This is a genomic window from Paenisporosarcina sp. HGH0030 (assembly GCF_000411295.1).
Taxonomy (GTDB): Bacteria; Bacillota; Bacilli; order Bacillales_A; family Planococcaceae; genus Paenisporosarcina.
Window position 1 is genome coordinate 1,035,645 of sequence record NZ_KE150421.1, and the last position, 24,769, is coordinate 1,060,413.

23 protein-coding genes are annotated in these 24,769 nt (G+C 39.7%); 1 reads left to right on the plus strand and 22 read right to left on the minus strand.

The genetic code is table 11. The features are described 5' to 3' along the window. Nucleotides 1-11 precede the first annotated feature (11 nt). The 3 genes from HMPREF1210_RS05135 to HMPREF1210_RS05145 all read right to left on the minus strand — a co-directional run bounded on the left by HMPREF1210_RS05135 (nucleotide 12) and on the right by HMPREF1210_RS05145 (nucleotide 1,438). Nucleotides 12-332, minus strand: a complete 321-nt coding sequence (locus tag HMPREF1210_RS05135) for a PadR family transcriptional regulator (protein ID WP_016427555.1) — start codon at nucleotides 330-332, stop codon at nucleotides 12-14. Nucleotides 333-857: 525 nt separating this feature from the next. Beyond that, nucleotides 858-1,025, minus strand: a complete 168-nt coding sequence (locus HMPREF1210_RS18350) for a hypothetical protein (RefSeq protein WP_036659740.1) — start codon at nucleotides 1,023-1,025, stop codon at nucleotides 858-860. 122 nt (nucleotides 1,026-1,147) lie between these two features. Next, on the minus strand, nucleotides 1,148-1,438 hold the full coding sequence (locus HMPREF1210_RS05145) for a hypothetical protein (RefSeq protein ID WP_016427556.1): 291 nt from the start codon (nucleotides 1,436-1,438) through the stop codon (nucleotides 1,148-1,150). A 443-nt stretch (nucleotides 1,439-1,881) separates the two neighbouring features. On the opposite strand from HMPREF1210_RS05145, the gene HMPREF1210_RS05150 reads away from it, so the two are divergent. Then, the gene (locus HMPREF1210_RS05150) at nucleotides 1,882-2,160 is read left to right on the plus strand and encodes a hypothetical protein (protein WP_016427557.1); all 279 of its coding nucleotides are present in this window, start codon (nucleotides 1,882-1,884) and stop codon (nucleotides 2,158-2,160) included. Nucleotides 2,161-2,359: 199 nt separating this feature from the next. On the opposite strand, the gene mutL is transcribed toward HMPREF1210_RS05150, so the two are convergent. The 19 genes from mutL to yfmF all read right to left on the minus strand — a co-directional run bounded on the left by mutL (nucleotide 2,360) and on the right by yfmF (nucleotide 24,724). Then, nucleotides 2,360-4,159: a DNA mismatch repair endonuclease MutL gene (gene mutL / locus HMPREF1210_RS05155; protein ID WP_016427558.1), complete on the minus strand. Its 1,800-nt coding sequence runs from the start codon at nucleotides 4,157-4,159 to the stop codon at nucleotides 2,360-2,362. A 24-nt stretch (nucleotides 4,160-4,183) separates the two neighbouring features. Beyond that, nucleotides 4,184-6,760, minus strand: a complete 2,577-nt coding sequence (mutS, locus tag HMPREF1210_RS05160) for a DNA mismatch repair protein MutS (protein ID WP_016427559.1) — start codon at nucleotides 6,758-6,760, stop codon at nucleotides 4,184-4,186. A 267-nt stretch (nucleotides 6,761-7,027) separates the two neighbouring features. Further along, nucleotides 7,028-7,570 carry an outer spore coat protein CotE gene (cotE, locus tag HMPREF1210_RS05165; protein ID WP_016427560.1) on the minus strand — a complete coding sequence of 181 codons (543 nt, stop codon included), beginning with the start codon at nucleotides 7,568-7,570 and terminating at the stop codon, nucleotides 7,028-7,030. Between the two features lie 242 nt (nucleotides 7,571-7,812). Next, the gene (locus tag HMPREF1210_RS05170; RefSeq protein WP_016427561.1) at nucleotides 7,813-8,247 is read right to left on the minus strand and encodes a RicAFT regulatory complex protein RicA family protein; all 435 of its coding nucleotides are present in this window, start codon (nucleotides 8,245-8,247) and stop codon (nucleotides 7,813-7,815) included. Continuing rightward, the gene (miaB, locus tag HMPREF1210_RS05175) at nucleotides 8,244-9,782 is read right to left on the minus strand and encodes a tRNA (N6-isopentenyl adenosine(37)-C2)-methylthiotransferase MiaB (RefSeq protein WP_016427562.1); all 1,539 of its coding nucleotides are present in this window, start codon (nucleotides 9,780-9,782) and stop codon (nucleotides 8,244-8,246) included. The genes HMPREF1210_RS05170 and miaB overlap by 4 nt, the downstream gene beginning before the upstream one ends. A gap of 147 nt (nucleotides 9,783-9,929) precedes the next feature. Further along, on the minus strand, nucleotides 9,930-10,796 hold the full coding sequence (locus tag HMPREF1210_RS05180; protein ID WP_016427563.1) for a 2-oxoacid:ferredoxin oxidoreductase subunit beta: 867 nt from the start codon (nucleotides 10,794-10,796) through the stop codon (nucleotides 9,930-9,932). Continuing rightward, nucleotides 10,783-12,537, minus strand: a complete 1,755-nt coding sequence (locus tag HMPREF1210_RS05185; protein ID WP_016427564.1) for a 2-oxoacid:acceptor oxidoreductase subunit alpha — start codon at nucleotides 12,535-12,537, stop codon at nucleotides 10,783-10,785. Before HMPREF1210_RS05185 ends, HMPREF1210_RS05180 begins: the two co-directional genes overlap by 14 nt. 220 nt (nucleotides 12,538-12,757) lie before the next feature. Next, a complete protein-coding gene (locus HMPREF1210_RS05190; protein WP_016427565.1) occupies nucleotides 12,758-13,030 on the minus strand; it encodes a stage V sporulation protein S in 273 nt (90 codons plus the stop codon). A gap of 87 nt (nucleotides 13,031-13,117) precedes the next feature. Next, nucleotides 13,118-13,915: a TIGR00282 family metallophosphoesterase gene (locus tag HMPREF1210_RS05195; protein WP_016427566.1), complete on the minus strand. Its 798-nt coding sequence runs from the start codon at nucleotides 13,913-13,915 to the stop codon at nucleotides 13,118-13,120. A gap of 163 nt (nucleotides 13,916-14,078) precedes the next feature. Continuing rightward, nucleotides 14,079-15,638: a ribonuclease Y gene (rny, locus tag HMPREF1210_RS05200; protein ID WP_016427567.1), complete on the minus strand. Its 1,560-nt coding sequence runs from the start codon at nucleotides 15,636-15,638 to the stop codon at nucleotides 14,079-14,081. 199 nt (nucleotides 15,639-15,837) lie between these two features. Further along, nucleotides 15,838-16,896, minus strand: coding sequence for a recombinase RecA (gene recA, locus HMPREF1210_RS05205; protein WP_016427568.1), 1,059 nt, complete (start codon nucleotides 16,894-16,896; stop codon nucleotides 15,838-15,840). A gap of 459 nt (nucleotides 16,897-17,355) precedes the next feature. Beyond that, on the minus strand, nucleotides 17,356-18,606 hold the full coding sequence (locus tag HMPREF1210_RS05210) for a competence/damage-inducible protein A (protein ID WP_016427569.1): 1,251 nt from the start codon (nucleotides 18,604-18,606) through the stop codon (nucleotides 17,356-17,358). Between the two features lie 14 nt (nucleotides 18,607-18,620). Continuing rightward, the gene (gene pgsA / locus HMPREF1210_RS05215; RefSeq protein WP_016427570.1) at nucleotides 18,621-19,199 is read right to left on the minus strand and encodes a CDP-diacylglycerol--glycerol-3-phosphate 3-phosphatidyltransferase; all 579 of its coding nucleotides are present in this window, start codon (nucleotides 19,197-19,199) and stop codon (nucleotides 18,621-18,623) included. A 48-nt stretch (nucleotides 19,200-19,247) separates the two neighbouring features. Further along, complete coding sequence (locus HMPREF1210_RS05220) at nucleotides 19,248-20,117, minus strand: helix-turn-helix domain-containing protein (RefSeq protein WP_016427571.1); 870 nt, start codon at nucleotides 20,115-20,117, stop codon at nucleotides 19,248-19,250. A gap of 16 nt (nucleotides 20,118-20,133) precedes the next feature. Then, nucleotides 20,134-20,931 carry a DUF3388 domain-containing protein gene (locus HMPREF1210_RS05225; protein WP_016427572.1) on the minus strand — a complete coding sequence of 266 codons (798 nt, stop codon included), beginning with the start codon at nucleotides 20,929-20,931 and terminating at the stop codon, nucleotides 20,134-20,136. A 189-nt stretch (nucleotides 20,932-21,120) separates the two neighbouring features. After that, nucleotides 21,121-21,378 (minus strand): DUF3243 domain-containing protein, encoded by a 258-nt coding sequence (locus tag HMPREF1210_RS05230; RefSeq protein WP_016427573.1) that lies wholly within the window; start codon nucleotides 21,376-21,378, stop codon nucleotides 21,121-21,123. A gap of 43 nt (nucleotides 21,379-21,421) precedes the next feature. Continuing rightward, nucleotides 21,422-22,150, minus strand: a complete 729-nt coding sequence (ymfI, locus tag HMPREF1210_RS05235; RefSeq protein ID WP_016427574.1) for an elongation factor P 5-aminopentanone reductase — start codon at nucleotides 22,148-22,150, stop codon at nucleotides 21,422-21,424. Then, nucleotides 22,147-23,451 carry an EF-P 5-aminopentanol modification-associated protein YfmH gene (gene yfmH / locus HMPREF1210_RS05240; RefSeq protein WP_016427575.1) on the minus strand — a complete coding sequence of 435 codons (1,305 nt, stop codon included), beginning with the start codon at nucleotides 23,449-23,451 and terminating at the stop codon, nucleotides 22,147-22,149. Before yfmH ends, ymfI begins: the two co-directional genes overlap by 4 nt. Next, complete coding sequence (gene yfmF / locus HMPREF1210_RS05245) at nucleotides 23,432-24,724, minus strand: EF-P 5-aminopentanol modification-associated protein YfmF (protein WP_036659389.1); 1,293 nt, start codon at nucleotides 24,722-24,724, stop codon at nucleotides 23,432-23,434. The genes yfmH and yfmF overlap by 20 nt, the downstream gene beginning before the upstream one ends. Nucleotides 24,725-24,769: the final 45 nt, after the last annotated feature.

Genomic DNA, 24,769 nt, shown 5'->3' on the forward strand with positions numbered 1-24,769 from the left:
ATCTTATGAAGCTAGATTGACTTTAAGACGTTGATTTTTGATGATACAAAATCCCATTTTCTCCAAAATAATTCAAGTTCCTGTCGGCCAGACTCATTAAGTGAGTAAAACTTTCGGGGCGGCCCCATATCTGACGGTTTCTTTTCTATGCTCACCAGTTTTTTCTTTTCTAATCGCACAAGGATGGTGTAGACCGTCCCTTCCACGACTTCAGTAAATCCAAGATCGTTCAGGCGGCGGGTAATCTCGTAGCCATAGGTTTCATGGCGGCTGATGATTTCCAGCACGCAGCCTTCCAGCGAACCCTTCAGCATTTCAGTTAAATTTTCCATGTTCAGTTCCTCCTCTATTTCGTCTGACTTATATTCAGTATAACTTAGTACTAAGGGGAGATTTTTACTGAATAGCTTTTGCGAAATCACGCTATTCAGTATTGCTTATTACATGTATATCGTAACACCGAGTAGCGGAGGTGTCAACTATTTTCCTTAATAATATTTTTGCAACCTCACTATTCAGTGATGTCGGTATCCAGTGTGACCTACTACAGGTATATCGTAACACGTAGTAGATGGACTGTCAACTGGGTTTTCTAAATATTTATAAAACCAGCAATCCCCATGAGATACAGCCGATTTTCTTTATGGAGCTTTTACTTCCTCCTATGCTTCTTTCAAAAAAAGTTTGATCAAAAACAGTTCGCAAACCCATATTTCACGATAGAAAGAAGCCATTTTGAAAAAAGATTGATCATGGCATTTTAATTTGTTATTAGTTATTTCGTTTTTTAAAAAAAGTTTGAGCATTTTTTAGTAGTCCTTATTCAACTAATGTATCCTTTTGTTAAAAAGTATTTATTAGGATTTATTGTTAAAACAATCTTCACAAATGAACCTACCTTCGTTGCTTAAATATGCTTTTATTTCAGTAAAACCTTTTCGCTTAGGATAACGCATTTTCACAAAAACAACGTCGTCTTCCTTAATCTCTTTATCACAAATAGTACATTTGGGTTTTTCCCACAACAATTAAATCACCTCTAAACTCAAATTACTTTCCAATTTATACTTCACATCGTTATATATTTCTATTGCTTGTTCATAAATATCATCATTTGGGTCGATTTGATAATTTTCAGCACTATCACTTAGATGAAAAATCCCCTTTCATCTATCACTAAAGTACCTGAAATTTGGTCATTATAGATAAATGTTATCGTTATCGCCTTTTCATAATTAATTTGTTGGTTTGTTTGTCCACTATAATCTATTTGATTGTAAGCCTTCACAAGTGACTGAACAGTTTCTTTATCTACTTTGTTATATCCCTGGTACAAACTCTGTCCAAAGCCAATATCAAAGTAATCTGCTCTAATTTGTTTTACAGAGTTATTATTACATCCGCTTACAATTAAAAATACAATTATTATAATAGACATAAATAATAATCTCCTCACAATTTCACTCCCTCCAAGCTACGCTGATGAAAATCTTCTAAAACTTACCTGCTTTTTCTTTAATACGTTTGAAATGAATAGAGGTTCCAATTTTAAATAAATTTTCCATTTGAAAAAAAATCCATTTTTTCTAATTGAACTAACCTGCCTCGTTAGTTGAATAAGAATGAAGAGCTTTCATTACAGCCCAACTATCTTTAACTAAAGCATCCGTTTGATTCCACATAATAATTATTTATTCGGTATAATTTTTTACACTTTTCCAAAAGGACTCTGAATTATCCATTTTTTCCAAACTTGTCCTTTGTGAAATGTTTTTTAAAAGTGTAAAAAACAGCGGAAAATAATTTTTAGAATTCGTTTACATGAATATGACTTCGAAAGACAAACTAATACGAAACTAAATTAAGAAAGGAAGATGGAATGTGGGCAGAGATGATAATAAAGCTACAAGTAATAACAAAAACAGTTTACCTCAAACGCCAAAAAGCTTAAAAATCCCACAAAGTCTTATCAAAGAAGAAACAGCTAGTGAATTTGCAGAAATAGGTTCCAAAGCGTTGAAAGTTTTAAACACATCCACTCATCAAAAAATTGCACCAGATCGTATTAGAGCAGAACTCGCTAGTGAATTTGCAGAAATAGGTACCCGAGCGTTAAGAGGTAAAAACACATCCATCCTATACACAACAAAGAAAGAGTAGCATTGATAAAACGCAGTAGTAATAAATGAGCTCCAAGAATTTGTCGTGGTGTAAACCTGTTATTAATTCACGATAGATAAACCTTTTCTTTTAATATTCTCATTTAAAAAGCGACCGAATATGTAAATTCGGTCGCTTTCTGATTCTTCATTATTTAGTGTTCGTTTAAACAATATCATTTGTAAATCGATCTATATCACTACATAACGCGTTTGAACATTTTTTCAATTTCGTATGTGGAGAAATGAACAATTACAGGGCGGCCGTGCGGACATGTAAATGGATGCTCGGCATGTTTAAGATCTTCCATCAGTTTGACCATATCTTCTCTCGTCAAATAGTGATTGGCTTTAATGGAACGTTTGCAACTCATCATAATGGCTGCATCTTCGCGTAATTTCTTGATGTCCGTTTTACGGGTTGTCAGTACTTGTTCAACGAGTTCTTTTACAATCTCTTCTTCGAACCCTTTCGGAAACCATACGGGGTACTCCCGCACAATAAACGTTGTCGGGCCGAACTCTTCGAGAAAAATCCCAACTTCTTCAAGTTCATTTGCCGATTCTTTTAATCGAAGTGCTTCGTCAGCAGAATAATGCATGGACAGAGGGATGAGCAGAGATTGTCTTTCATTCGACTGCACATCTCCTACCTTCTCACGGAAAAATTCATATTTAATCCGTTCCTGTGCCGCATGTTGATCGATTAAGTAAAAACCATCAGCACTTTGGGCTACGATATACGTTCCGTGGATTTGTCCGACGATATCCAACTCCGGAAAAGGTTCCTTGGACGATACTGGTACCAGATGGTCGATTGATGGCTCAGGTGAAGATTGGACCGGTTCCATCTGCTCTTTCACCATTAACGATTCTGGACTTTTATTGAAAGTCTGCATCGGCTGGAATGGAGCAGATGTTGTTGGTGTTGGTGTTGGTCTTGATTTCCACAAATCCATTTGTTCGCTTGGCGCAACCATCTTTTTCGGTTTTTCTGCAATTTCAGGTGCCCGCATAACGGATCTCAAACTCTTCCGAATCGTTTCCTCGACCAACTGTTGCAACTCTTTTTCTTTGCTCAAACGAATTTGTTGTTTCGAAGGATGAACGTTAACATCTGTTAAATATGGATCGCCTTCTATATGAAGGATAACCAGTGGAAAGCGTTCAATCGGCAAAAACGTGTGGTAAGCATTGACGATTGATTGCTGGACACTATAATGTTTTACCCAACGTCCATTGACAAATAGAGTCAGGTAATTTTTCGAAGCGCGTGTGATTTCCGGTAATGACGCATAGCCATGGATTCGGTAATCTGCTGATTCCCCTTCAAAAGGAATCATTTTTTTTGCGATGGCCATGCCATAAATAGCTGCAACGACTTGTTGCAAATCACCCCGACCATTTGTATGAAGAAGCACTTGTTCTCCATGTGTCAGTTTAAAAGCGATAGACGGATAGCATAGTGCAAGTCGATTAAGTAAATCAATGATATGCCCAAGTTCCGTCTGGATCGTTTTCATATATTTCAAACGGGCCGGAGTATTAAAAAACAACTGCGACACTTTGATATCTGTACCTTTACGAAGTGCGCCTGCCTGTTGTTTTTTTAAGTGACCCCCTTCTATCTCGATGCTTGTCCCTGTGGAAACACCGTCTGAAGTCCATAAAGAAACTTTGGATACCGATGAAATACTGGCCAGTGCTTCTCCACGGAATCCGAGTGTTCGAATTCGGAACAGATCATGTTCATTTGAGATTTTGCTCGTCGCATGTCGTGAGAATGAAAGAATTGCATCCTCTCCATCCATCCCGCTTCCGTTATCCGTTATTTGAATGGTCTGCAGTCCCGCTTCTTCCAAATACACATCAATGGAAGTGCTGCCAGCATCAATTGCGTTCTCAACGAGTTCTTTCACGACGGAAGCAGGTCGTTCCACCACTTCTCCCGCAGCGATTTTATTTGATAAAGGTTCGTCCATTAATCGTATTTGTCCCATAGGGTCCGCTCCTTTCTGAATCGTTTATTTACCGATTTTTTGTTGCAATTCATATAAGAACTGAAGTGCCTTCATCGGTGTTGTTCCGGAAATATCCAAATCTCTTATGGTTGTCAGGACATCCTCTTGCTGAGGTTCTTTTGAAATATTCTCAGCATCTTTCTTCGTTTCTTGGAAGAATGTTAATTGTTCATTTACAGAAGACTGTGTATCTTTAAGATTATGTTCCTTACCAGTTTCAAGCTCTTGAAGAATGTCTCTTGCCCTAGCAAGAATCGGTTCAGGTAACTGAGCCAGTTCCGCCACATGGATCCCGTAACTCTTATCAGCTGGACCATTTTTCACTTTGTGTAAAAAGACCACTTTGCCACTCTGCTCGACCGCAGCTACATGAACATTGCGTAATTTATCCAGCTGTTTTTCGAGCTGCGTTAATTCATGGTAGTGTGTTGAAAATAAGGTATTTGCACGAATTTCATGATGAATGTATTCCATCATTGCTTGAGCGAGAGCCATCCCATCGTAAGTGGACGTACCCCTACCAATTTCATCGAACAGCAAGAGGCTGCGTTCAGTCGCATGCGTTATTGCGTATGTGGATTCCAGCATTTCGACCATGAAGGTACTTTGACCAGCTGCTAAATCATCCGCTGCACCAATACGTGTAAAAATTTGATCGGTCACAGGCAGCAATGCTTGTTCTGCCGGCACGTAGCAACCCATTTGCCCCATAATGACCGTAATAGCCACTTGTCGCATGAATGTACTTTTACCAGACATATTGGGTCCTGTAATGAGCAACATATTCTCTTCGGATGTCAGGGCACAATCATTCGGTACATAATGCTGTTTGTTCATCATTTTTTCAACTACAGGATGACGTCCGTTAACGATATTCAGTTCCAAACCGTCATGAAACTTTGGTTTAGTCAGTCGATATTGGTCAGACACTTCAGCAAAACTCGTAAATACATCGAGTTCACTTACCTTGGCTGCCAGTTGCTGAACTTGTGGAATGTATTGTTTCACTTGTTCACGTATGTCGACGAAAAGAGAATACTCCAATGCTAAACTTTCTTCTTCTGCTGTTAAAATCAAAGACTCTTTTTCTTTCAGTTCATCCGTAATATATCGTTCCGCATTAGCTAACGTTTGTTTTCTTTCGTAGCGTGCCATATCAGCCAAGTGAATATTTGATTTTGTGATTTCAATGAAATACCCAAAGATACGGTTATAGCCTATTTTAAGCCCTTTGATGCCAGTCCGTTCCCGTTCCTTCAACTCGAGAGCAGCAATCCAGTCTTTGCCGTTCTTCTTCGCATAGCGGAGCTCGTCCAAGCGTTCGTGAAAACCGTCACGGATGATATCCCCTTCTTTAACTGAAAGAGGTGGATGATCGGCGATTGCTTCTTGCAGCAAACTCAAAAGCTCTTCACACTCATCTAACTGGTCAGCCGCTTTTTTAAGCGCAGGTTTACCACTTTCAATCAATTGGGTTTTAATCAATGGAATTTGAAGAATCGATTGTCTTAATTGACTTAAGTCCCGGCCACTAGCAGTGCCAAAAGAAATGCGACCAATCAAACGTTCCAAATCATATACTTCTTTTAAGCTTTCTCGAATATCCGCTCGGGAGAAATAGGCTTCCAGCATTTCAGTGACGATTTCCAAGCGCTCTTCAATTTTCATACGATTTGCTAAAGGTTGATGCAACCACTGCTTTAATTTGCGTCCACCCATAGCGGTCATTGTTTCATCGAGCAACCAGTATAGTGAACCTTTTTGATCACCACCACGAATGGATTGAACCAGCTCTAAATTGCGTTTGGAATGAAAATCTATCGTCAAAAGCTCCTCGCGTTCCTGGAATTGGAATGCTTGAATATGCTCAAGTGAACGTTTTTGTGTGCGGTGTAAATAGTTCACCAATCGTCGACAAGCTCCACGCACCTCGACTGGATTATGTTCCGTAAAGGATTCATCAGCTTGTGCTTCGAGTTGGGTCTCTTCGATGGATAGTAAAATGGAATGCACGTCAGCCAAATCTGACAGTAGCACAAACAGTTGCTCAGGTACAACGAGTTCCCGGATGGATAACGTTTGCAATTCTTGAATTAAATTCTTTTCAGTGCCTGTTAATATCGCGCTAGTACCTTCGCCTGTCGATAAATCCAAATAAGCATAAGCAAAGCGATTTTCATCCAGTTCTTCTGCCGAAGCGATAAAATGATTGCTTTTGCCATCCATATTTTTACCTTCAATAATCGTACCAGGTGTAATTAAACGAACAACTTCACGCTTAACGACTCCTTTTGCTTGTTTAGGATCTTCCGTTTGCTCACAAATTGCCACGCGGTGACCTTTTTGAATGAGTGTTTCTATATAATTTTGCGCTGCGTGATGTGGCACACCACACATAGGAATGCGGTCTTTACTTCCTCCATCACGACTCGTCAGTGTGATTTCAAGTATTTGTGATGCATTGATGGCATCATCGAAAAATAATTCATAAAAATCGCCCAATCGGAAAAACAAAAAGGCGTCTGTATATTCGGATTTAACTTGTAAGTATTGTTGAATCATAGGTGTATAGGTGTTCATGTCAAAACCTCTTTCAAATACTAGCGATTCTTTCATTATAACTTAACTTTCACAGTGGTTAAACAACCATGATCTTACAAAGGAACGTGCATATGTATAAAGTGAAGAAAAAATTATCGGCAATCTCTAAAAACTGCAACCAAGTTGTGAATTTAAAATTAATAGCGAAGTGACTGCGTCACCTCGCTAATGTTTTATTTCTTATGTTCATCGGAAAGTAGATGAAGTCCAATGGTCATAAAAAAAAGCCGGATTTCGTGCCCCGGCTTAAGAGAATGATGAGGACTCTTTAGCATCACTAAATGTTGAAGTTGACGATGAAGATGAACTTTCGTCTTTATATGACCATTCTTCCTCGTAATCACCTGGTTGAACTTGAATAACAACTGTTGTTTCACCAACAACTTCTGCATGCAATTCTCTTTCTACTGTTACTTTAAATTGCTCGCCATCCGGTGTAATGATGGCTTCCGTGCAATTCGGTTGTTGTATGACACGTACATGTATGTCCTCAACACCTTGTGAATCATCTTCACGATAATGAAGTTTAATACGCTCTCTGTATGGTACTGTTTCTGAAAATACAGAGGTTTTAGAATGGTCGTGATGTGCATACCACACATTGATGTCGTACTTTCCAGACACTTCCACAAATTTACCATGTTTCTTCGCTTGGTGAGTGTGATTAATAACCCAACACCCTAAAATGCTAGAAGGGTTATTTGGTGGACGTAACGTTTCACTAGCTTCTGCTCTCTTTTTACCTTTCGCCACGACTGCTTTCGTCACGATTTGACGGGTATATTTCAAAGCCATCCTCCTTCGTTCGATTCCTTTTCATCATATGCAGGCTGTGCCCATTAGGTGATAGGAATTGTGGAAAGCGCCAATTTTCTCGACACCGCTTGTTTCCGCTTGAGGGCTTGAAGCTTATGAGCGTGCTGGCGCTTGGAACTAGACATTATGAAAGGATGATTTAATAATGATTGAAACCATCGATGGAAAAGAAAAACTGCTCCCTCTTATATAGAAGGAACAGTTTTATTTGCGTTTTATGAGCAACTGCCTGGTTTAGTATTTTGTACTCTTGAACCTGTTTCTCCGCGAAGTAAATCGCCTTCCGTTGATTCGATGATTTGGTTTGTTACATTGTTGGCAATAGTATTTGCTACTAATTGAAGTAAATCATTTACATCCCCTTGTGATTGCTTGAATTCTTGAACAATCGGGATTTCATCAATTTCTTCTTCGATTTTCTCGATTTTACCTTCAATTAATGTTAATGCTTTTTCTTTACCGTAATGTTGGAAATTAACTGCTTGTTTTTGAAGACTCTTCAAACTCGCAATTTTTTCACGGATTTTTTGATTTTCATTAATTTGCGCTTCCGCACGTTTAAAGAAATCCACTTCTTCTGTTTGTGCAATCATATCTGCGATTTCTTTAGCTTTTGCAATAATATCATCTTTTGTATATTTCGTTGTCATAAGACACCCACTTCTTGGCCTGATAGAACTTCGATTAATTCGCCTTCTAGAGACCATGTTTTTGTATTTGTAATCTTCACGTGAACCAATTTACCGATAATATCATTCGGACCTTCAAAATTCACTAGCTTGCTTGTTCTTGTATAACCCGCAAGTACCGCTGAATTTTTCTTACTTTCACCTTCAACCAATACTTCAACAATTTGGCCATCATAAGCCTGCATTGTCTCTGCTGATAATTTGTTGACAAGATTGTTTAACCTTTGCAAACGTTGTTTCTTCACATCCATCGGAACATTATCTTCCATTTTGGCAGCCGGTGTCCCTTCACGAGGTGAATAGATATACGTATAGGCATGTTCAAACCCAACTTCTTCATATAAAGACATGGTTTCCTCAAACTGCTCGTCCGTTTCGTTCGGGAATCCGACAATAATATCCGTAGTCAATGCCGCATCAGGAATCGCAACTTTAATTTTGCTGACCAATTCCAAATATTGTTCACGGTTATATTTACGGGCCATTAGTTTTAGCATACTGGAGGAACCTGATTGGACAGGTAAATGAATATGTTCCACTAGATTTCCACGCTTCGCGAGCACTTCAATCAAGTGATCGTCAAAATCTCGTGGATGGCTTGTTGTAAAACGAATGCGTGGCATATCGATTTGACGAAGATCATTCATCAAATCACCCAGTCGATATGTAAGATCGTCGAAATCTTTCCCATATGCATTCACATTTTGCCCAAGTAAAGTGACTTCTTTATATCCTTGTGCCGCTAGCTGTCTGATTTCCTGTATGATATCTTCAGGTCTGCGGCTCCGTTCTTTTCCTCTTGTATATGGAACAATACAGTACGTACAGAATTTGTCGCATCCATACATAATATTGACCCACGCTTTGATTTCGCCACGTCGGACTTTAGGCAAACTTTCGATGACGTCTCCTTCTTTTGACCACACCTCAATGACCATTTCTTTTGACAGATAGGCTTCATTTAAAATGTGAGGCAAACGATGAATATTGTGAGTACCGAAAATCATGTCGACTTGATTATAAGTTTTTAATATTTTATTGACAACTGATTCCTCTTGAGACATGCAACCACAAACACCGATCAACACATCTGGATTATCACGTTTAATCTTTTTGTAGTGGCCAAGTTCACCAAACACCTTATTCTCGGCATTCTCACGGATGGCACATGTGTTCAGCAAGATGACATTTGCTTCTTGTACACTCTGAGTTGGCGTATAGCCCAGTTGCAGGAATATACCTGCCATTACTTCTGTATCGTGTTCATTCATTTGACATCCGAATGTCCGAATGAAAAACTTACGACCTTGTCCCATTCCCAAAAATTCAGGTTGAATCGCAAAATCTTTATGGTAAGCTACTTCTTCTTTACCACGTTTCTTTGCTTCTTTCAAAGATGGTGCCACATAAACTGATTGGAAATACTTACTGTAGTCTTTTTCCGTTTTATTCGTTTCTTTTACTTGTGAATTATGTAAGCGTTGCTCTTCGTTCATAAAATTGCTCCTTTCATCCTGTACACCCATCAGACGAAAACTTCATTCCTCTATTATACTGATACGGCATGTGTTCCTACAAGATGTCAGCTGCAATTGTCGGTGTTTCGACAAAAAAACTGCCGATTTTCACCGGCAGTTCAATTCTTACAAAAATTCTTTTACAAGTTCATCGAAATCTCTTTGGCTCATCATTAAATCTTCTGTTGATAATGGCGTTTCAGCGTAGCCTGACACCATTTCCTGATAAGAAGGTTGTTCGTTGTTTTGATAGATGATGCCTGTTACAAGGCTTTCATGTTCCATTAACGTTGCCATTGCTTGTGGACGGTTGGATGAATCGTATCCTTCGACAGTTGAAAGTTTTGTGATGCGTTCCTTGAACCAATCATATGTGTTTATTTTGTTGTAAGTAACACATGGACTGAATACGTTGATGAACGAAAATCCTTTATGGTTAATTCCAGCTTCAATGATACTTGTCAATTCTTTTAAATCGGAAGAGAATCCTTGTGCTACAAATGTTGCACCAGACGTTAAAGCCATTTCCAGTGGAGCAAGAGAAGGTTCAATCGCACCTCCAGGCGTAGATTTCGTTTTGAAACCTGCTGCTGAACGAGGCGATGTTTGCCCTTTTGTCAGACCGTAAATCTGATTATCCATGACGATATATGTGATATCGATATTTCGGCGAATCGCGTGGATTGTATGTCCCATCCCGATCGCAAAACCATCTCCATCTCCACCTGAAGCAATTACGTTCAAATCACGATTAGCCATTTTCAAACCTTGAGCAATCGGAAGTGCACGACCGTGAATCCCGTGGAATCCGTATGAATGTATATATCCAGAAATTCGACCTGAGCAACCAATTCCGGAAATAACCGCTAAATCTGTTGGTTCGATCCCTACATTAGCTGCTGCACGTTGAATAGCTGCCTGTACGGAAAAGTCGCCACAGCCTGGACACCAGTTGGGTTTTACATTATTGCGAAAATCTTTAAATGTTACCATCTGAGAGCAACTCCTTTACGCGATTCGTTAATTCTCTTGGCAAGAAAGGTGTTCCATCATATTTTAATACGTTCACGATTTTGTCATGAGCGCCAACATTCATTTTAATAATATTTGCCAGTTGACCAGTTGCATTATTTTCAACGACCAGTACTTTTTTCGCAGCCTCAATAAGTGGTGAAACATGTGCAGTCGGGAAAGGCTGGATTAAACGGATATGTGCATGATTAGCACGAATACCTTGTGCATTTAAATTCGCCTGAACTTCTTCTAGTACCCCTCGAGTCGAATTGAAGCCCACTAACAGGACATCCGCTTCTTCATGAGGTGCATATACATGAACAGGGTTCGGGAAATTGACATGCTCCATTTTTCTCATACGCTTGTCCATTTGCAGTTGACGATTTGCAGCCGATTCAGAAGGCTTGCCAGTTTCGTCGTGTTCAACACCAGTAACGTGGTGAATTCCATTTTTCATTCCAGGAATGACACGAGGAGACACACCATCTTCCGTCACTTCGTAGCGTTTAAAGTATGATTTATCTTCGGCAGCTACTAATTCTTCTTCCACTTTTAGACGGCCTCTGCGAAGTGCCACTTTGCTGTAATCAAATGGTTCCACCGTTTGTTTACCTAACGATAGCTGTAAATCGGATAAAATAATAACAGGCAGTTGTAATTCTTCCGCAATATTAAACGCTTCAATTGTATCGAAAAATGCTTCTTTGCCCGTACTTGGAGCGATGACCACTTTTGGGATCTCCCCGTGTGTACCATAAATCATCTGCATTAAATCGGATTGTTCTTGTTTCGTCGGCAAACCTGTTGATGGGCCACCACGTTGTGTATCAACAATGACGAGCGGTTGCTCGGTCATACCTGACAAACCGATTGCTTCCATCATTAAAGATAAACCAGGACCCGCAGAAGCAGTAAATGAACGAACCCCACCGTAGTTTGCGCCAATCGCCATGGTTGCAGCGGCAATTTCATCCTCAGTTTGAATTACAGCCCCACCAAATTTCGGCAATTTCTTAATCAAGTATTCCATTATTTCAGATGCAGGAGTAATAGGATAGGCTGCCATAAATCTAACACCAGCTGCAAGTGCACCTAAAGCGATAGCATCGTTTCCAATCATAAACAAACGATGTTTCCCATCTGCAGGCTCAAGTTCCCACTCACCAATCCGATCGCCCAAATGTTGCGCCATCACTTCATAACCTTGTTGGATCGCTTGCATGTTTTTTTCAACAATTGTCTCGCCTTTGCGGCCGAAAATTTCATCGACTACGCTTTGGAAAACAGTTTTATCCAAATTTAACAAAGCGGATGTAGCACCAATTGCCACCATGTTTTTCATTAAAGACGTGCCGAGTTCAGATGCAATTTCCGTAAACGGAACGCTGTACATGGTCGCAACACAATCTTCTGGGTGTTCGGGATTAAATTTCGTATCAGCCAAAATGACGCTTGAAGCTGTCAGTTCTTTATAGTTTACATCAATTGTTTCTTGGTCAAATGCAACTAAAATATCTAAATCATCTGGTATTGTGCGAACTTCTGTCGTTCGTACACAGATTTTATTATTCGTGTGTCCACCTTTAATACGTGAAGAAAAGTGACGATAGCCGTACAAGAAATACCCTAAGCGATTCATCGCCATTGAGAAAATTTCTCCGGTACTTTCGATTCCTTCCCCTTGTTGCCCACCGACTTTCCATGAAAGCTGATGTAACATATGCAAACAACTCCTTAACAGATCAGGTAATAACCTCTATTTTCCTACATAAGTTTATCACTTAATTGCTTCATTCACTATAAAATAGCGGTAGTTTTTTGAAATTCAGACCTTTGGAGGAAGCCAAATTAGTAATTTGTGCTGAAAATACGTAAAAACCCAACCTCTTTTGAGATTGGGTTAGTTTACAATTAAGTAAGAATAGCGCTTTACGCTTTTCTTATTGTGCTCTTGTACGTTTTTCAACTAAAAGCTTAATAGCTGTCCGGTCTTCCCCAGAGATCACAATATCTGTAAATGCCGGAGAACAAATTAAATCGGTGCCACTCGGCGCGACAAAGCCACGTGCAATTGCAACTGCTTTTACCGCTTGATTAAGTGCTCCTGCTCCAACTGCTTGCATTTCTGCATACCCTTTTTCACGGATGACTGCAACTAATGCACCTGCAACTGAGTTTGGATTAGATCTTGAAGATACTTTTAATGATTCCACTACGATTCCTCCTTGTCCTTGCTGACCGTTGGACGATTAAGATGTCCTTAAGTCACTGTATGCAAGATAAGAGAAAGATAGAAGAAATTATCCTCTGAAAGGATAATCTTCGTTGATATAAATACGTTCAAACGAAGTGGCTTTTCCTGTTTGGTTATCCAACTCTACGAAAAATGCGCTGAGTACAGATCTTCCTGACTTTGGTACCTCAAAACGAGCGGGCATATTCGTCTGGAAACGATACAGTACATCTTCTTTCTTCATCCCAAGTACGCCGTCGTAAGGACCTGTCATCCCGACGTCCGTGATGTACGCTGTTCCATTTGGATAAATGCGGGCATCTGCTGTCTGGACATGTGTATGCGTACCAACAACGGCGGATACTTCCCCATCTAAATGCCAACCCATCGCTATTTTTTCACTCGTTGCTTCTGCATGAAAATCAACAAAAATCAGTGGAGATATTTGCTTTGCTTCATTTACAAGCTCAGTCGCTTTTTTGAATGGATCATCATGTGGCGGTAAAAATGTACGGCCATGCAAATTAATCACGGATAACGTATGACCGTTTTTTGTAATAGTCGTCATGCCCTTACCCGGTGCTTCATCTGAAAAGTTTGCCGGACGAATTAAATAATCAGTATCATCAATGAAATCAAAAATTTCTTTTTGATCCCATGTATGGTTCCCCATCGTCACAACGTCGACTCCCATATAAAGCAAATCTTGAAATATCTTTTGAGTTATGCCTCGACCTGCTGCAGCATTTTCGCCATTTGCAATGACCACGTCTGGTTGATATTTTCTTTTCAATCTTGGTAAATAATCTTCTACTGCATCGCGACCAATCGATCCAACGATGTCTCCAATAAATAATACTTTCATTTTCATTCCTTCTTTCATTTCCGTTGGCTCTGCTGTTGGTTGTTGATATTCCGCAAAACGGCTATCACCTTATTGGTGAATATTTCTTTAATGTAAGAATATCCTAAAAAACTTTTACTATCATAAAAAGTAAAAAAAGGCCTCAGATCGAAGCCCTTTTTACTTATTTAGCGTATTCAACGGCGCGAGTTTCTCGAATGACCGTTACTTTAATATGACCAGGGTAATCCAGTTCTTCTTCAATTCGTTTACGGATATCACGTGCCAAACGATGTGCTGTAATATCATCAATTTGTTCCGGACGAACCATAATGCGAATTTCGCGACCTGCTTGAATGGCAAATGATTTCTCAACACCATCATATGACTCTGAAATTTCTTCCAGCTTCTCAAGACGACGAATGTAATTTTCTAACGTTTCACTACGTGCACCAGGACGTGCTGCTGACAATGCATCGGCTGCGGCTACTAACACTGCAATAACAGATGTTGCTTCTGTATCCCCATGATGGGAAGCGATACTGTTAATGACGACTGGATGCTCTTTATACTTCGTAGCAAGTTCCACACCAATTTCAACGTGGCTACCTTCCACTTCGTGGTCGATTGCTTTCCCGATATCGTGTAGAAGTCCTGCACGACGTGCAAGTGTTACATCCTCGCCAAGTTCAGCTGCAAGCAATCCAGCTAAAAATGCCACTTCTTTTGAGTGCTTCAGGACGTTTTGACCATAACTCGTGCGGTAACGCATCCGACCCATGATTTTAATTAAATCTGGATGTAAATTATGAATGCCAATATCAAATGTCGTTTGTTCACCGATTTCACGAATTTGTTCATCAACTTCTCGTCTTGATTTTTCGACCATTTCTTCAATACGTGCCGGGTGAATACGTCCATCTTGCACTAATTTTTCAAGTGCGAGACGTGCTGTTTCACGACGAATCGGATCAAAACCAGAAAGAATAACTGCTTCAGGTGTATCATCGATTATTAAATCGATACCTGTCAATGTTTCGAGAGTTCGAATATTTCGACCTTCTCGTCCAATGATGCGGCCTTTCATTTCATCATTTGGCAAGTTTACGACTGATACAGTCGTTTCTGCTACATGGTCTGCCGCGAAGCGTTGTAGAGCTATTGACAAGATTTCACGTGCTTTCTTGTCTGACTCTTCTTTCGCACGCGTTTCGGATTCTTTCGTCATAACTGCGATGTCCGTTGCTAATTCATTTTCTACTTGCTGTAGAATGATGCCTTTCGCTTCTTCACGTGTTAATGCAGAAATGCGTTCAAGTTCTGTTTGTTGTTTGGCAACTAATTCTGCCACTCTGCTTTCCATCTGCTCGATATGCTGTTGTCTCTCAGTCAGAGCGTCATCTTTACGCTCTAGACCCGCTTCTCTTTTGTTAAGAGCATCATCCTTACGGTCAAGGTTTTCTTCTCTTTGCAAGTACCGATTTTCCTGTTTTTGCAGTTCAGATCGGCGTTCACGGATGTCAGATTCTGCTTCAGATCTCAATTTGTGAGTTTCATCTTTTGCTTCTAGTAATGCTTCTTTTTTAAGAGCTTCCGCTTCTCGCTTCGCTTCGTCTACGATAAGCACCGCAGACTGCTTCGCACCAGTCACTTTTGAATCGTTCACATTTTTAATTAAAATATAGCTAACAACGGCACCGACGATAAGACCAAGCAAAGCGGAGATGAGTACTGTTTCAATCATTTGAACACCTCCTCTTGCTATTTCATTTTCATGTTCAGTCGGCTCATATATGGAGTCATCCACAATACTGCCAAATGGTTTCATTTAAGAGATTATACAAGTTTAATTGTATAGATGTAAAAATACTCTGTCAAGGATTCACGAGTGTCCTTAAAGGAAAATAGCCTGCCGATTTTTACGGCAGGCTACTACTTAAATCTTATTTTTCATCTAGTAATAACTCAAACTCTTCATCTTCTTCTTCCTCATGAGCTGCAATTGTGTAAGCTGTGGCCATCATGCCATAAGCTGCACGGATTTTTTGAGCAATCTCATTACGTGTTGAAGGATTATCTTTAAGGAATTGTTTTGCATTTTCGCGTCCTTGGCCTAAACGATCATCGTTATATGCATACCAAGAACCGCTCTTGTTCACGATGTCCATTTCGACTCCTAAATCAACGATTTCACCTTCACGTGAAATCCCTTGTCCATACATAACATCGACTTCCGCAGTACGGAATGGAGGTGCTACTTTGTTTTTAACGACTTTAATTTTCGTTTTGTTCCCCATGAAATCGTTACCCGACTTGATGGCTTCTGCACGACGGACTTCTAGACGCACTGAACTATAGAATTTAAGTGCGCGCCCACCAGGTGTTACCTCCGGGTTACCGAACATAACGCCGACTTTTTCACGAATTTGGTTGATGAAGATTGCCGTAGTTTTTGACTTGCTGATTGCACCAGACAATTTACGTAAAGCTTGTGACATCAAGCGCGCTTGAAGACCTACGTGAGAGTCACCCATATCGCCTTCAATTTCAGCTTTAGGTACAAGTGCAGCAACTGAGTCAATAACAACGATATCAACTGCACCACTACGTACAAGTGCTTCACAAATTTCTAATGCCTGTTCACCTGTATCTGGTTGTGATAATAATAATTCATCTATGTTTACGCCTAAATTTTGTGCATAAATTGGATCAAGCGCATGTTCAGCATCGATGAAAGCTGCTTGTCCACCAGCTGCTTGTGCTTCTGCAATCGCATGAAGTGCCACAGTTGTTTTACCTGAGCTTTCAGGTCCATAAATTTCAATAATACGTCCTCTTGGATATCCGCCCACACCAAGTGCCACGTCAAGTGCAAGAGATCCGCTGGAAGTAGTCAATACTTCACGATCAGTTTTTTCGCCAAGTTTCATAATAGAACCTTTACCGAATTGTTTCTCAATTTGTTTTAACGCCATGTCTAACGCTGCTTTACGATCGCTCAAGAATGGTTCCTCCTTTGATTTAAACACTAATTTAACTTCTGTCTCTACTATACTTGGTTTATGAGAAATATACAAGAAAAAAGCGAACGTTTATTCGGTTTATTTTTTTATCATATTTAATGACAAGCTCATCATTATTCAAAAGGCTCTATAAAACTATTATTGTAGATTATTAAAAAATATAGAAGGAATCGGTTCCCTTTCCGTGTACGAGCAGATTGGTTAGTTGCTCCCAAATCGCGAAAGTTGATTTCAAATTTGAAAAAGTTGCTCCAAAACCAGTGAGAGTTAATCCCCTTTTCGAAAAGTAGAACAGTCCACAATGCCGCAATCGCATGAAGCTGGAGACCCACAAGTATGTGGTGTTCATTCTTGTTGGCTAGTGAGGAACATTCTTTTTACAGTGCCTATCAAAAAAGGAGCAATCTTTATGAGAATGATTGCTCCTTTACAAATCTATTATTGTGCTTGATTGTTTGATAGCAATTGAATCAAATAATGGAACGTCCTCATCACTGCTCTCAGACGATTGGTATTACGCATATCGCTTAAATGCAGTTCGTGAGTCACCACATCATCATTAGGAAGGCTGATTGCGATCCACACAGTGCCTGCTGGCTTATTATCATGAGAGTTAGGACCAGCTGCACCTGTCAGTCCGACGCCTATATCCGTTTGGAACATTGCTTTCACCCTACTGGCCATGGCAGTCGCACATTCAGCACTCACAACTCCATATTGGTCGATGATGTCTTTTGAGACTCCGAGCTGATTCATTTTCGACTCCGCTGTGTATGTAACCACACCACCAACCAATGTTTGACTTACACCAGGGATGGCAGCCAGTTCTGATTGGAATAATCCAGCAGTCAAACTTTCAGCTGCCGATATCGTCAATCCTTGCTCTATTAATAATTTGCTTGCACTTGATGCAAGCGAGTCATCGTTGTAACCGTATAAATAATCTCCTACGCGTGAAAGTAATACTTGTTCAGTTTCTTGAATCAATTTTAGGGCTTCTTCTTCTGTAGAAGTTTTGGCGGTAATCCGCAAAGTGACTTCCCCATCGGAAGCTAGTGGCGCAATAGTTGGATTAGTTTGGGCATCCAGTAAATCCATAATCCGTGTTTCAAGCTCCGCTTCACCGATTCCATAAAAACGAAGGACGTGTGAAATAATCACTTCTCCTTGATTCAGCCATTTCGCCAAAACGGGCTTTGCTTCTAATTGAAACATTGGTTCCATTTCTTTAGGTGGTCCAGGCAGAAGGATATACACATGGTTTCCTTTTGAATAGAACATCCCCGGAGCCATACCGTTATGATTAGCCAACACTTCACAGCCATCAAGTACAAGAGCCTGCTTCTTGTTGTTTTCAGTCATCGGAAGGTTTATACGGTTAAAGAATGCTTCAATGGAAATCAGTGCGGTCTCGTCCATAACGAGGTCCGTTCCTACGTGCCTTGCAATAGTTTCTTTCGTCAAGTCGTCCTTGGTTGGACCAAGTCCTCCAGAGAATACAATTAGATCCGCTCGTGTTTCAGCCAATTCAATCGCTTGTTTTAAACGCTCCGCGTTATCACCAACTACCGTATGATAATAGACATTGACACCCAGTTCAGCCAGTTGACTCGAAATATAGCGTGCATTTGTATTTGTGATTTGTCCAAGCAACAGTTCAGATCCTACTGCAATAATTTCAGCATTCATCTACATTCACGCCCCTATTTTGAGTCGAGTAACACACGGCGGTTTGCATAGAAGTAATCCCATCCAGACCAAACCGTAAAGAACAATGACACATACAACATGATTGAAGCGAATGGAATAGAGAACATTTCAAAAATAATATTGTGAAGTAGCAATGCGGAAATCGCGACAATTTGAGTCCACATCTTGATTTTCCCCAATTGTTTCGCTGCCACAACTTCACCTTCTTCTGCAAGAATTAAACGAAGTCCCGTAACAGCAAATTCGCGGCTGATTATTATGATAACAATCCAAGCAGGTGCGAATCCAAGTTCTACAAGGATGATCAAGGCTGCTGAAACCAATAATTTATCAGCTAGTGGATCCAGGAACTTACCCATATTCGTTACCAGGTTATGTTTACGCGCATAATATCCATCAATAAAGTCCGTTACTGATGCAAAAATAAAAATGATTGCGCCAATTAAATGTTCAACTGGTATAGTTGATCCTAAAAATGTAACATCACCCCAGCCAAAATCAACTAACATGAAAACAACAAATATTGGGATCATGATGATTCTTGAAACCGTAATTTGATTTGGTATATTCATTTTTGTCTCCTCTCGATTCAAAGAAAATAGCCATCTTGTTAGAGATGACTATTGCTGTTTTGAAAATTGAATCATCATATTTTGAACAACTTTTTCTGCTGGTGAAATTCCATACTCCACTTTTTCGTCATTGACAAAGACATCTATTTGCGATGCTGATCCAACTCGAATACGCGCCGAAGGTAAATCACTTAGATCTAGGTTAACCGTTTCTCCCACGGCTAATTCACGACCCAGCATTTCTACACCGGATGGATTTTTAACACCAACCCATGTTCTGCCTCGTGCAACAATTTTCACTGAAAATGTTTCGGCTCCTGTAAGCGTATAATTAGTTGTTTCACCATCACCATCAATTGCACCCATTTCAATTTTCTGAGTCGGTACTGGCTCTACATCTTCTGGTACTTCCGGCTCTTCTTCAACCGGAGGTTCATCTTCGGTCGGAGTTTCATCTCCGGTCGGAGGTTCAATAGACACTTCGTCCTCGACAGCGTCCTCAGATGGGTCATCATTTTTCGCTAAATTTTGATAGGAAAACCAAAAAATCACGATACCAATAATAATGAATAGTGCCACTACGATCATCGGGATCATCTCGTTCATACTATTCGATGATCTTCCAATCGGTCGGCGTCTAGAAGGGGCAGACGTCATCGTTTGACGCACTTCTTCACTCGTGGAAGAAGGTACTTCCTGCTTATACGACTCTAGCAATTCATCAGAATTCAATCCAACTGCATCAGCATATTGCTTAATAAATGCTCGAACATAAAACGGACCCGGCATCATGCTGTAGTTGCCTTCTTCGATACCGGCAAGATAACGTTTTTGTATTTTCGTCATTTCCTGCAAGTCATCCAAACTATATCCTTTTGCCGTTCTCGCCTCTTTAAGACGAGTTCCTAATTCAGTCAACTAAAACACCTGCCTGTTAAAAGTTAAAACCACCGAAGCCGTCCAAGTTACCTCTTTCAGACATCATCTGGTTTTTTTCCATCATTTCGTATGTTATTTCTTCATCTGGTTCGTGTCGCAATTCAATAATGTAATCAAAGTCTTCAATCGTGTAATCTGATTGTTGAACGAACATATCAGGATGTTCAACTACTTTAATTGACGGGAGGCGCATCATTTCACGCACCAACTGTAAATGACGTTCATCTGTAGATTGTCTCGTCACGATTCCGTCCAGGATAAATATATTGTTATCACTGAATTCGTCTCCTGCCAATTGGCTACGGACGGTTTGTTTAATCATGGTTGAAGATAAAAACACCCATTTTTTATTTGCACTGACGCTAGCAGCAACAACTGATTCGGTTTTTCCTACTCGAGGCATTCCACGAATCCCGATTAATTTATGTCCTTCTTGCTTAAACAATTCTGCCATAAAATCGACGAGTAGACCTAATTCATCCCGAACAAAACGAAATGTTTTTCGATCATCCGCATCTCGTTGTATGTATCGACCGTGTCTGACTGCTAAAATGTCACGTAGTTTCGGTTCCCGGAACTTTGTAACTTTTATCGTTTCCATCGTTGAAACAATCAATTCAAAACGTTCAATTTGCTCATCATTCTCTGCACGAAGCAACAACCCTCGTCTGCCCTGGTCTACACCGTTAATTGTCACAATGTTAACACGAAGCATACCAAGTAAAGAGGCAATATCCCCAAGCAATCCTGGACGGTTTATTTGTATTTCATATTCAAAATACCATTCGCGCATAATGTAACGACCTTTCCGCCTAACTTATTGAAGGAGCAAGTATTTTTCAACAAAAATCCTCCTAATGCGACACCTTTCAAGTCTTTCTCAATAGATGACGTTTCCAAACTACTCTAGGTTCTATCATAGCTGATTTATGTACGTAAGAAAAGGAAAAAAGAAAAGAAGGAACAATGTCCTTCTTTTCTTTTACTGTACAGTTTTTTGTTGAACTAATTTGACGACCATGTTCGCCAATGCATGTTGTTCATCTTCAGTAGCAACTGACCATAAATCCGACAAAACACGCTCTTGTTCGTTCTTAGGATCCACATTTTTGGCTAAGTAATCGCCGATTTCATAAGCTGTTGATTGGATGGCTTTTTTAGTCATCCCAGTTGATTCGGCGTTCATTACATTTACACCCAGAAAGTGTGTCCATTTTTGCCAGTTTTCAAGTAAGGCCATGTCCATTCCTCCTTTTCACAAACAGTATGTGCAAAAAAAGAATTTATATGTACCAACCGCCATTTACCCGGAGCACTTGACCCGTTATATAATCCGCATTTCCACTGGTTAAAAAAGTTACAAGATTAGCTACGTCCTGAGGTTTACCGAATGTTTGAAGAGGAATCTCATCTTCAAGCGCTATTCTTTCTCCCGCATCGAATGCTTCATTCATTTTCGTATCAATGATTCCTGGGGCAATAACATTGACTCGAACTCCAGATGCCCCTGATTCCTTCGCATAAGCTTTTACGAAAGCATGCTGCGCACCTTTGACTGCTGAATAAACAGTTTCTCCAGCCGCTCCAGTTTCTCCCCATATCGAGCCGATAAAGTTTATATAAGACCGGTCGTGCCGTCTTAATTTAGGAGCTAGCTGACCGATGATTGTCATAGGTGCTTGCACATGCGTTCGCCACACCATTTCCATTTCTTGAGGTGTGGTCTCTTCAAGTAATTTATACAAAGCCTGACCAGATGCAAAGACAATCGTTTGAACTTCAAAAAGTTGTGTACAAATAAAATGGATTGCTTTATTGTCAGCAAGGTCTCCTTGAATGACATGAAATTCTTGGTTCGGATAAAGATCTTGTAAATGTGATATTAATTGATCAATGGACTGTTTGTTTTCATTGAAATGTAAATACAAACTCCAGCCATGTTTGGACATGTCATATGCAATGGCTTGCCCTATTTCACCCGATGCCCCAAAAATGCAGGCAAATTTCTTCATGATGCCGATTGCTCTTTCTTCGGAAGAACAGAAAATACAGTCTGTTGTTCTTCACCTTGTATGGATTTGAAAGCTTGTTGCAAGTCCTCAACAGTCATCTTCTCAAGAGAAGGAACAGCATCAAATAAATCCATATCATTAAATGCGTAACGAGTAAATTGGTTCGCAATAAATTCCACTGAATTTAAGGCACGAAGGAAATATCCAATTTTCTTCTTGCGGACACGGTCTAAATCGCTTTGTCCAAATGGCCATTTCTCTTCAACTTTTTTCAGTTCTTTTTTAATTGCTTCAATTAATTCTTTCGGCATTGAAGTGTCAGAACCAATCAAAGCAAAGCCATAGCCTTTTTCCAATGTGAAATCAAAAGCATACGATTCATCGATCCAGCCTTTTTCATAGGCTTCCACATAGAAGTCCGAAGATCGGCCAAAAATCAATTCCAATGCAAGTTGAATTCCCAGCTCGTGTTTCATCATGGCATCGCCTTGCAGAGAAGTTTCTTTCGCTTTTAGTCCAATATATACTTTTGGTTTCTGAACATCCATTAACAATTTATTTTCATGTTTTGCAACTTCCAATGGTTCTTCAGGAAAAGCGCGTTGGATCGGTTGTGGTTCGGCAAATTCTTTTTTAGACTGATTTTCTCGGATATAAGTCATCATTTTTTCCGGATCTACTGCGCCAACAACGAACAATAACATATTTGACGGATGGTAGAACGTTTCATAACAAGTATATAAATGCTCAGCAGTAATTTTATCAATCGAATCGATTGTTCCTGCAATATCGATTTTCACGGGATGATCTCTGTACATATTTTCAATAGTGCCAAAATACAATCGCCAGTCAGGTTGATCATCATACATCGTGATTTCTTGACCGATAATCCCTTTTTCTTTTTCAACAGTTGCTTGTGTGAAGTAAGGCTCCTGCACAAAATTCAAGAGCGTTTCCGTGTTTTCATACAAGTGATCCGTTGAGGAAAATAAATACGCTGTACGGGTAAAGGAAGTAAATGCATTGGCAGATGCCCCATATCCACTAAATTTCTGAAATACGTCGCCGTCTTCTTTTTCAAACATTTTATGTTCCAGGAAATGAGCAATTCCATCCGGGACAGTAATTTGCTCTGACTCACCTAACGGCACGAAAGTACGATCAATTGCCCCATACTTTGTTGTAAAGGTCACAAATGTTTTCGAGAAGCCTTTTTTAGGCAAGATATATACTTCCAGACCATTATTCATTTTTTCATGGTACATTTTTTCATCCAATTGTTTAAAGTGAAGCTCCTTCATGCGACAGCTCCTCCTTTCCAGACAAGAAATAAACAAGTTCTTTATTAATTGATTTTGCCATTTCCTGAATATCTTCTTTCGTGACTGATGTCCACTTTTCAACCCATGAATCAACTGAGAATTTTTCATCAAGGTCTTTGTATTGATCATAAATCTCGATTTGTCCTCGAGCAGAATCAAGCGCTTCTTTTAATTGATTCTTCAACATGGCAACAGTTTGATCGATTTCATTTTTTGAAATCTCCCCATTTTTCATTGCCTCCAATTGTTCATCAATTAAACGCACTGCTTTTTCTTGTTTACTCGCATCAATTCCAGCAAGAACAAATACTAATCCATATGCTGAAGAGAATGAACTTGACACATAATAAGCCATGCTTTCTTTTTCACGAACGTTCAGGAACAACTTCGCATGAGGATATCCACCGAAAATGCCATTCGTAATTTGCATTTTTGGAAAATCAGGATGCGTAAACGTAACGGGTGTATTGTACCCAATATGCAATTTCCCTTGCTTCATTTCTTGTTGTTCGTTAACTTTATTTTTCTCAGCGGTTTTATGCTCAATATTTTCATGAACATTTTTTTGCTTTTTCGATCGTGCTTTGAAAGGAAATGCTTGTTTCAGCTTGGCAGTCATTTCTTCTACATCCACGTCACCCACAACATAAATATCCAACTCATCTTCTTCTAGCATTTTCTTGTAGGCTTTAAATAAGGATTCCTTGGTAATCGCATTAACATCTTTGATGGTCCCGTTTGCACCAATAGAAGCTGGGTTATTTGGTCGCATTAATTCAACCAGTCGCTGTTGTGCATATCGGGTTTTATCATCGTATATTGACTCAATACGTTGAATGACTGTATCTTTTTCACGTTTTACAATCGATTCTTTGAATGTTCCCTGCTCCAGATTTGGGCTGAAAAGAACCGTTTGCATAAGATTAATTACTTGATCCAACACTCCACCAGTAGACAAATATTGATCATTGACAGACTCAGCAAGCAAAGTGACAGAATGATCACTCCCCTTTTTGCTTGAGTCTAAATACATAATCGTCCCGTAAAGCTCATCTAAATGGCTCCGGAAAGCTGAATTGGATGGGAAAAGCTCATTACTATGCAACAATACATTTGAAAGTACTGAACGTTCTGAAGCAGATTGATTAGTCAATAATTGTTTGAATTTAAATGAAAAGTTTACAGTTTTAAATTGATCTGTAGGCCTAATATGTAGATGGATGCCTGGTTGTAACTCGATTGTTTGAAACATCGAAATCCCTCCTATTTCATTAATATGCCATACCATATCTTTCAC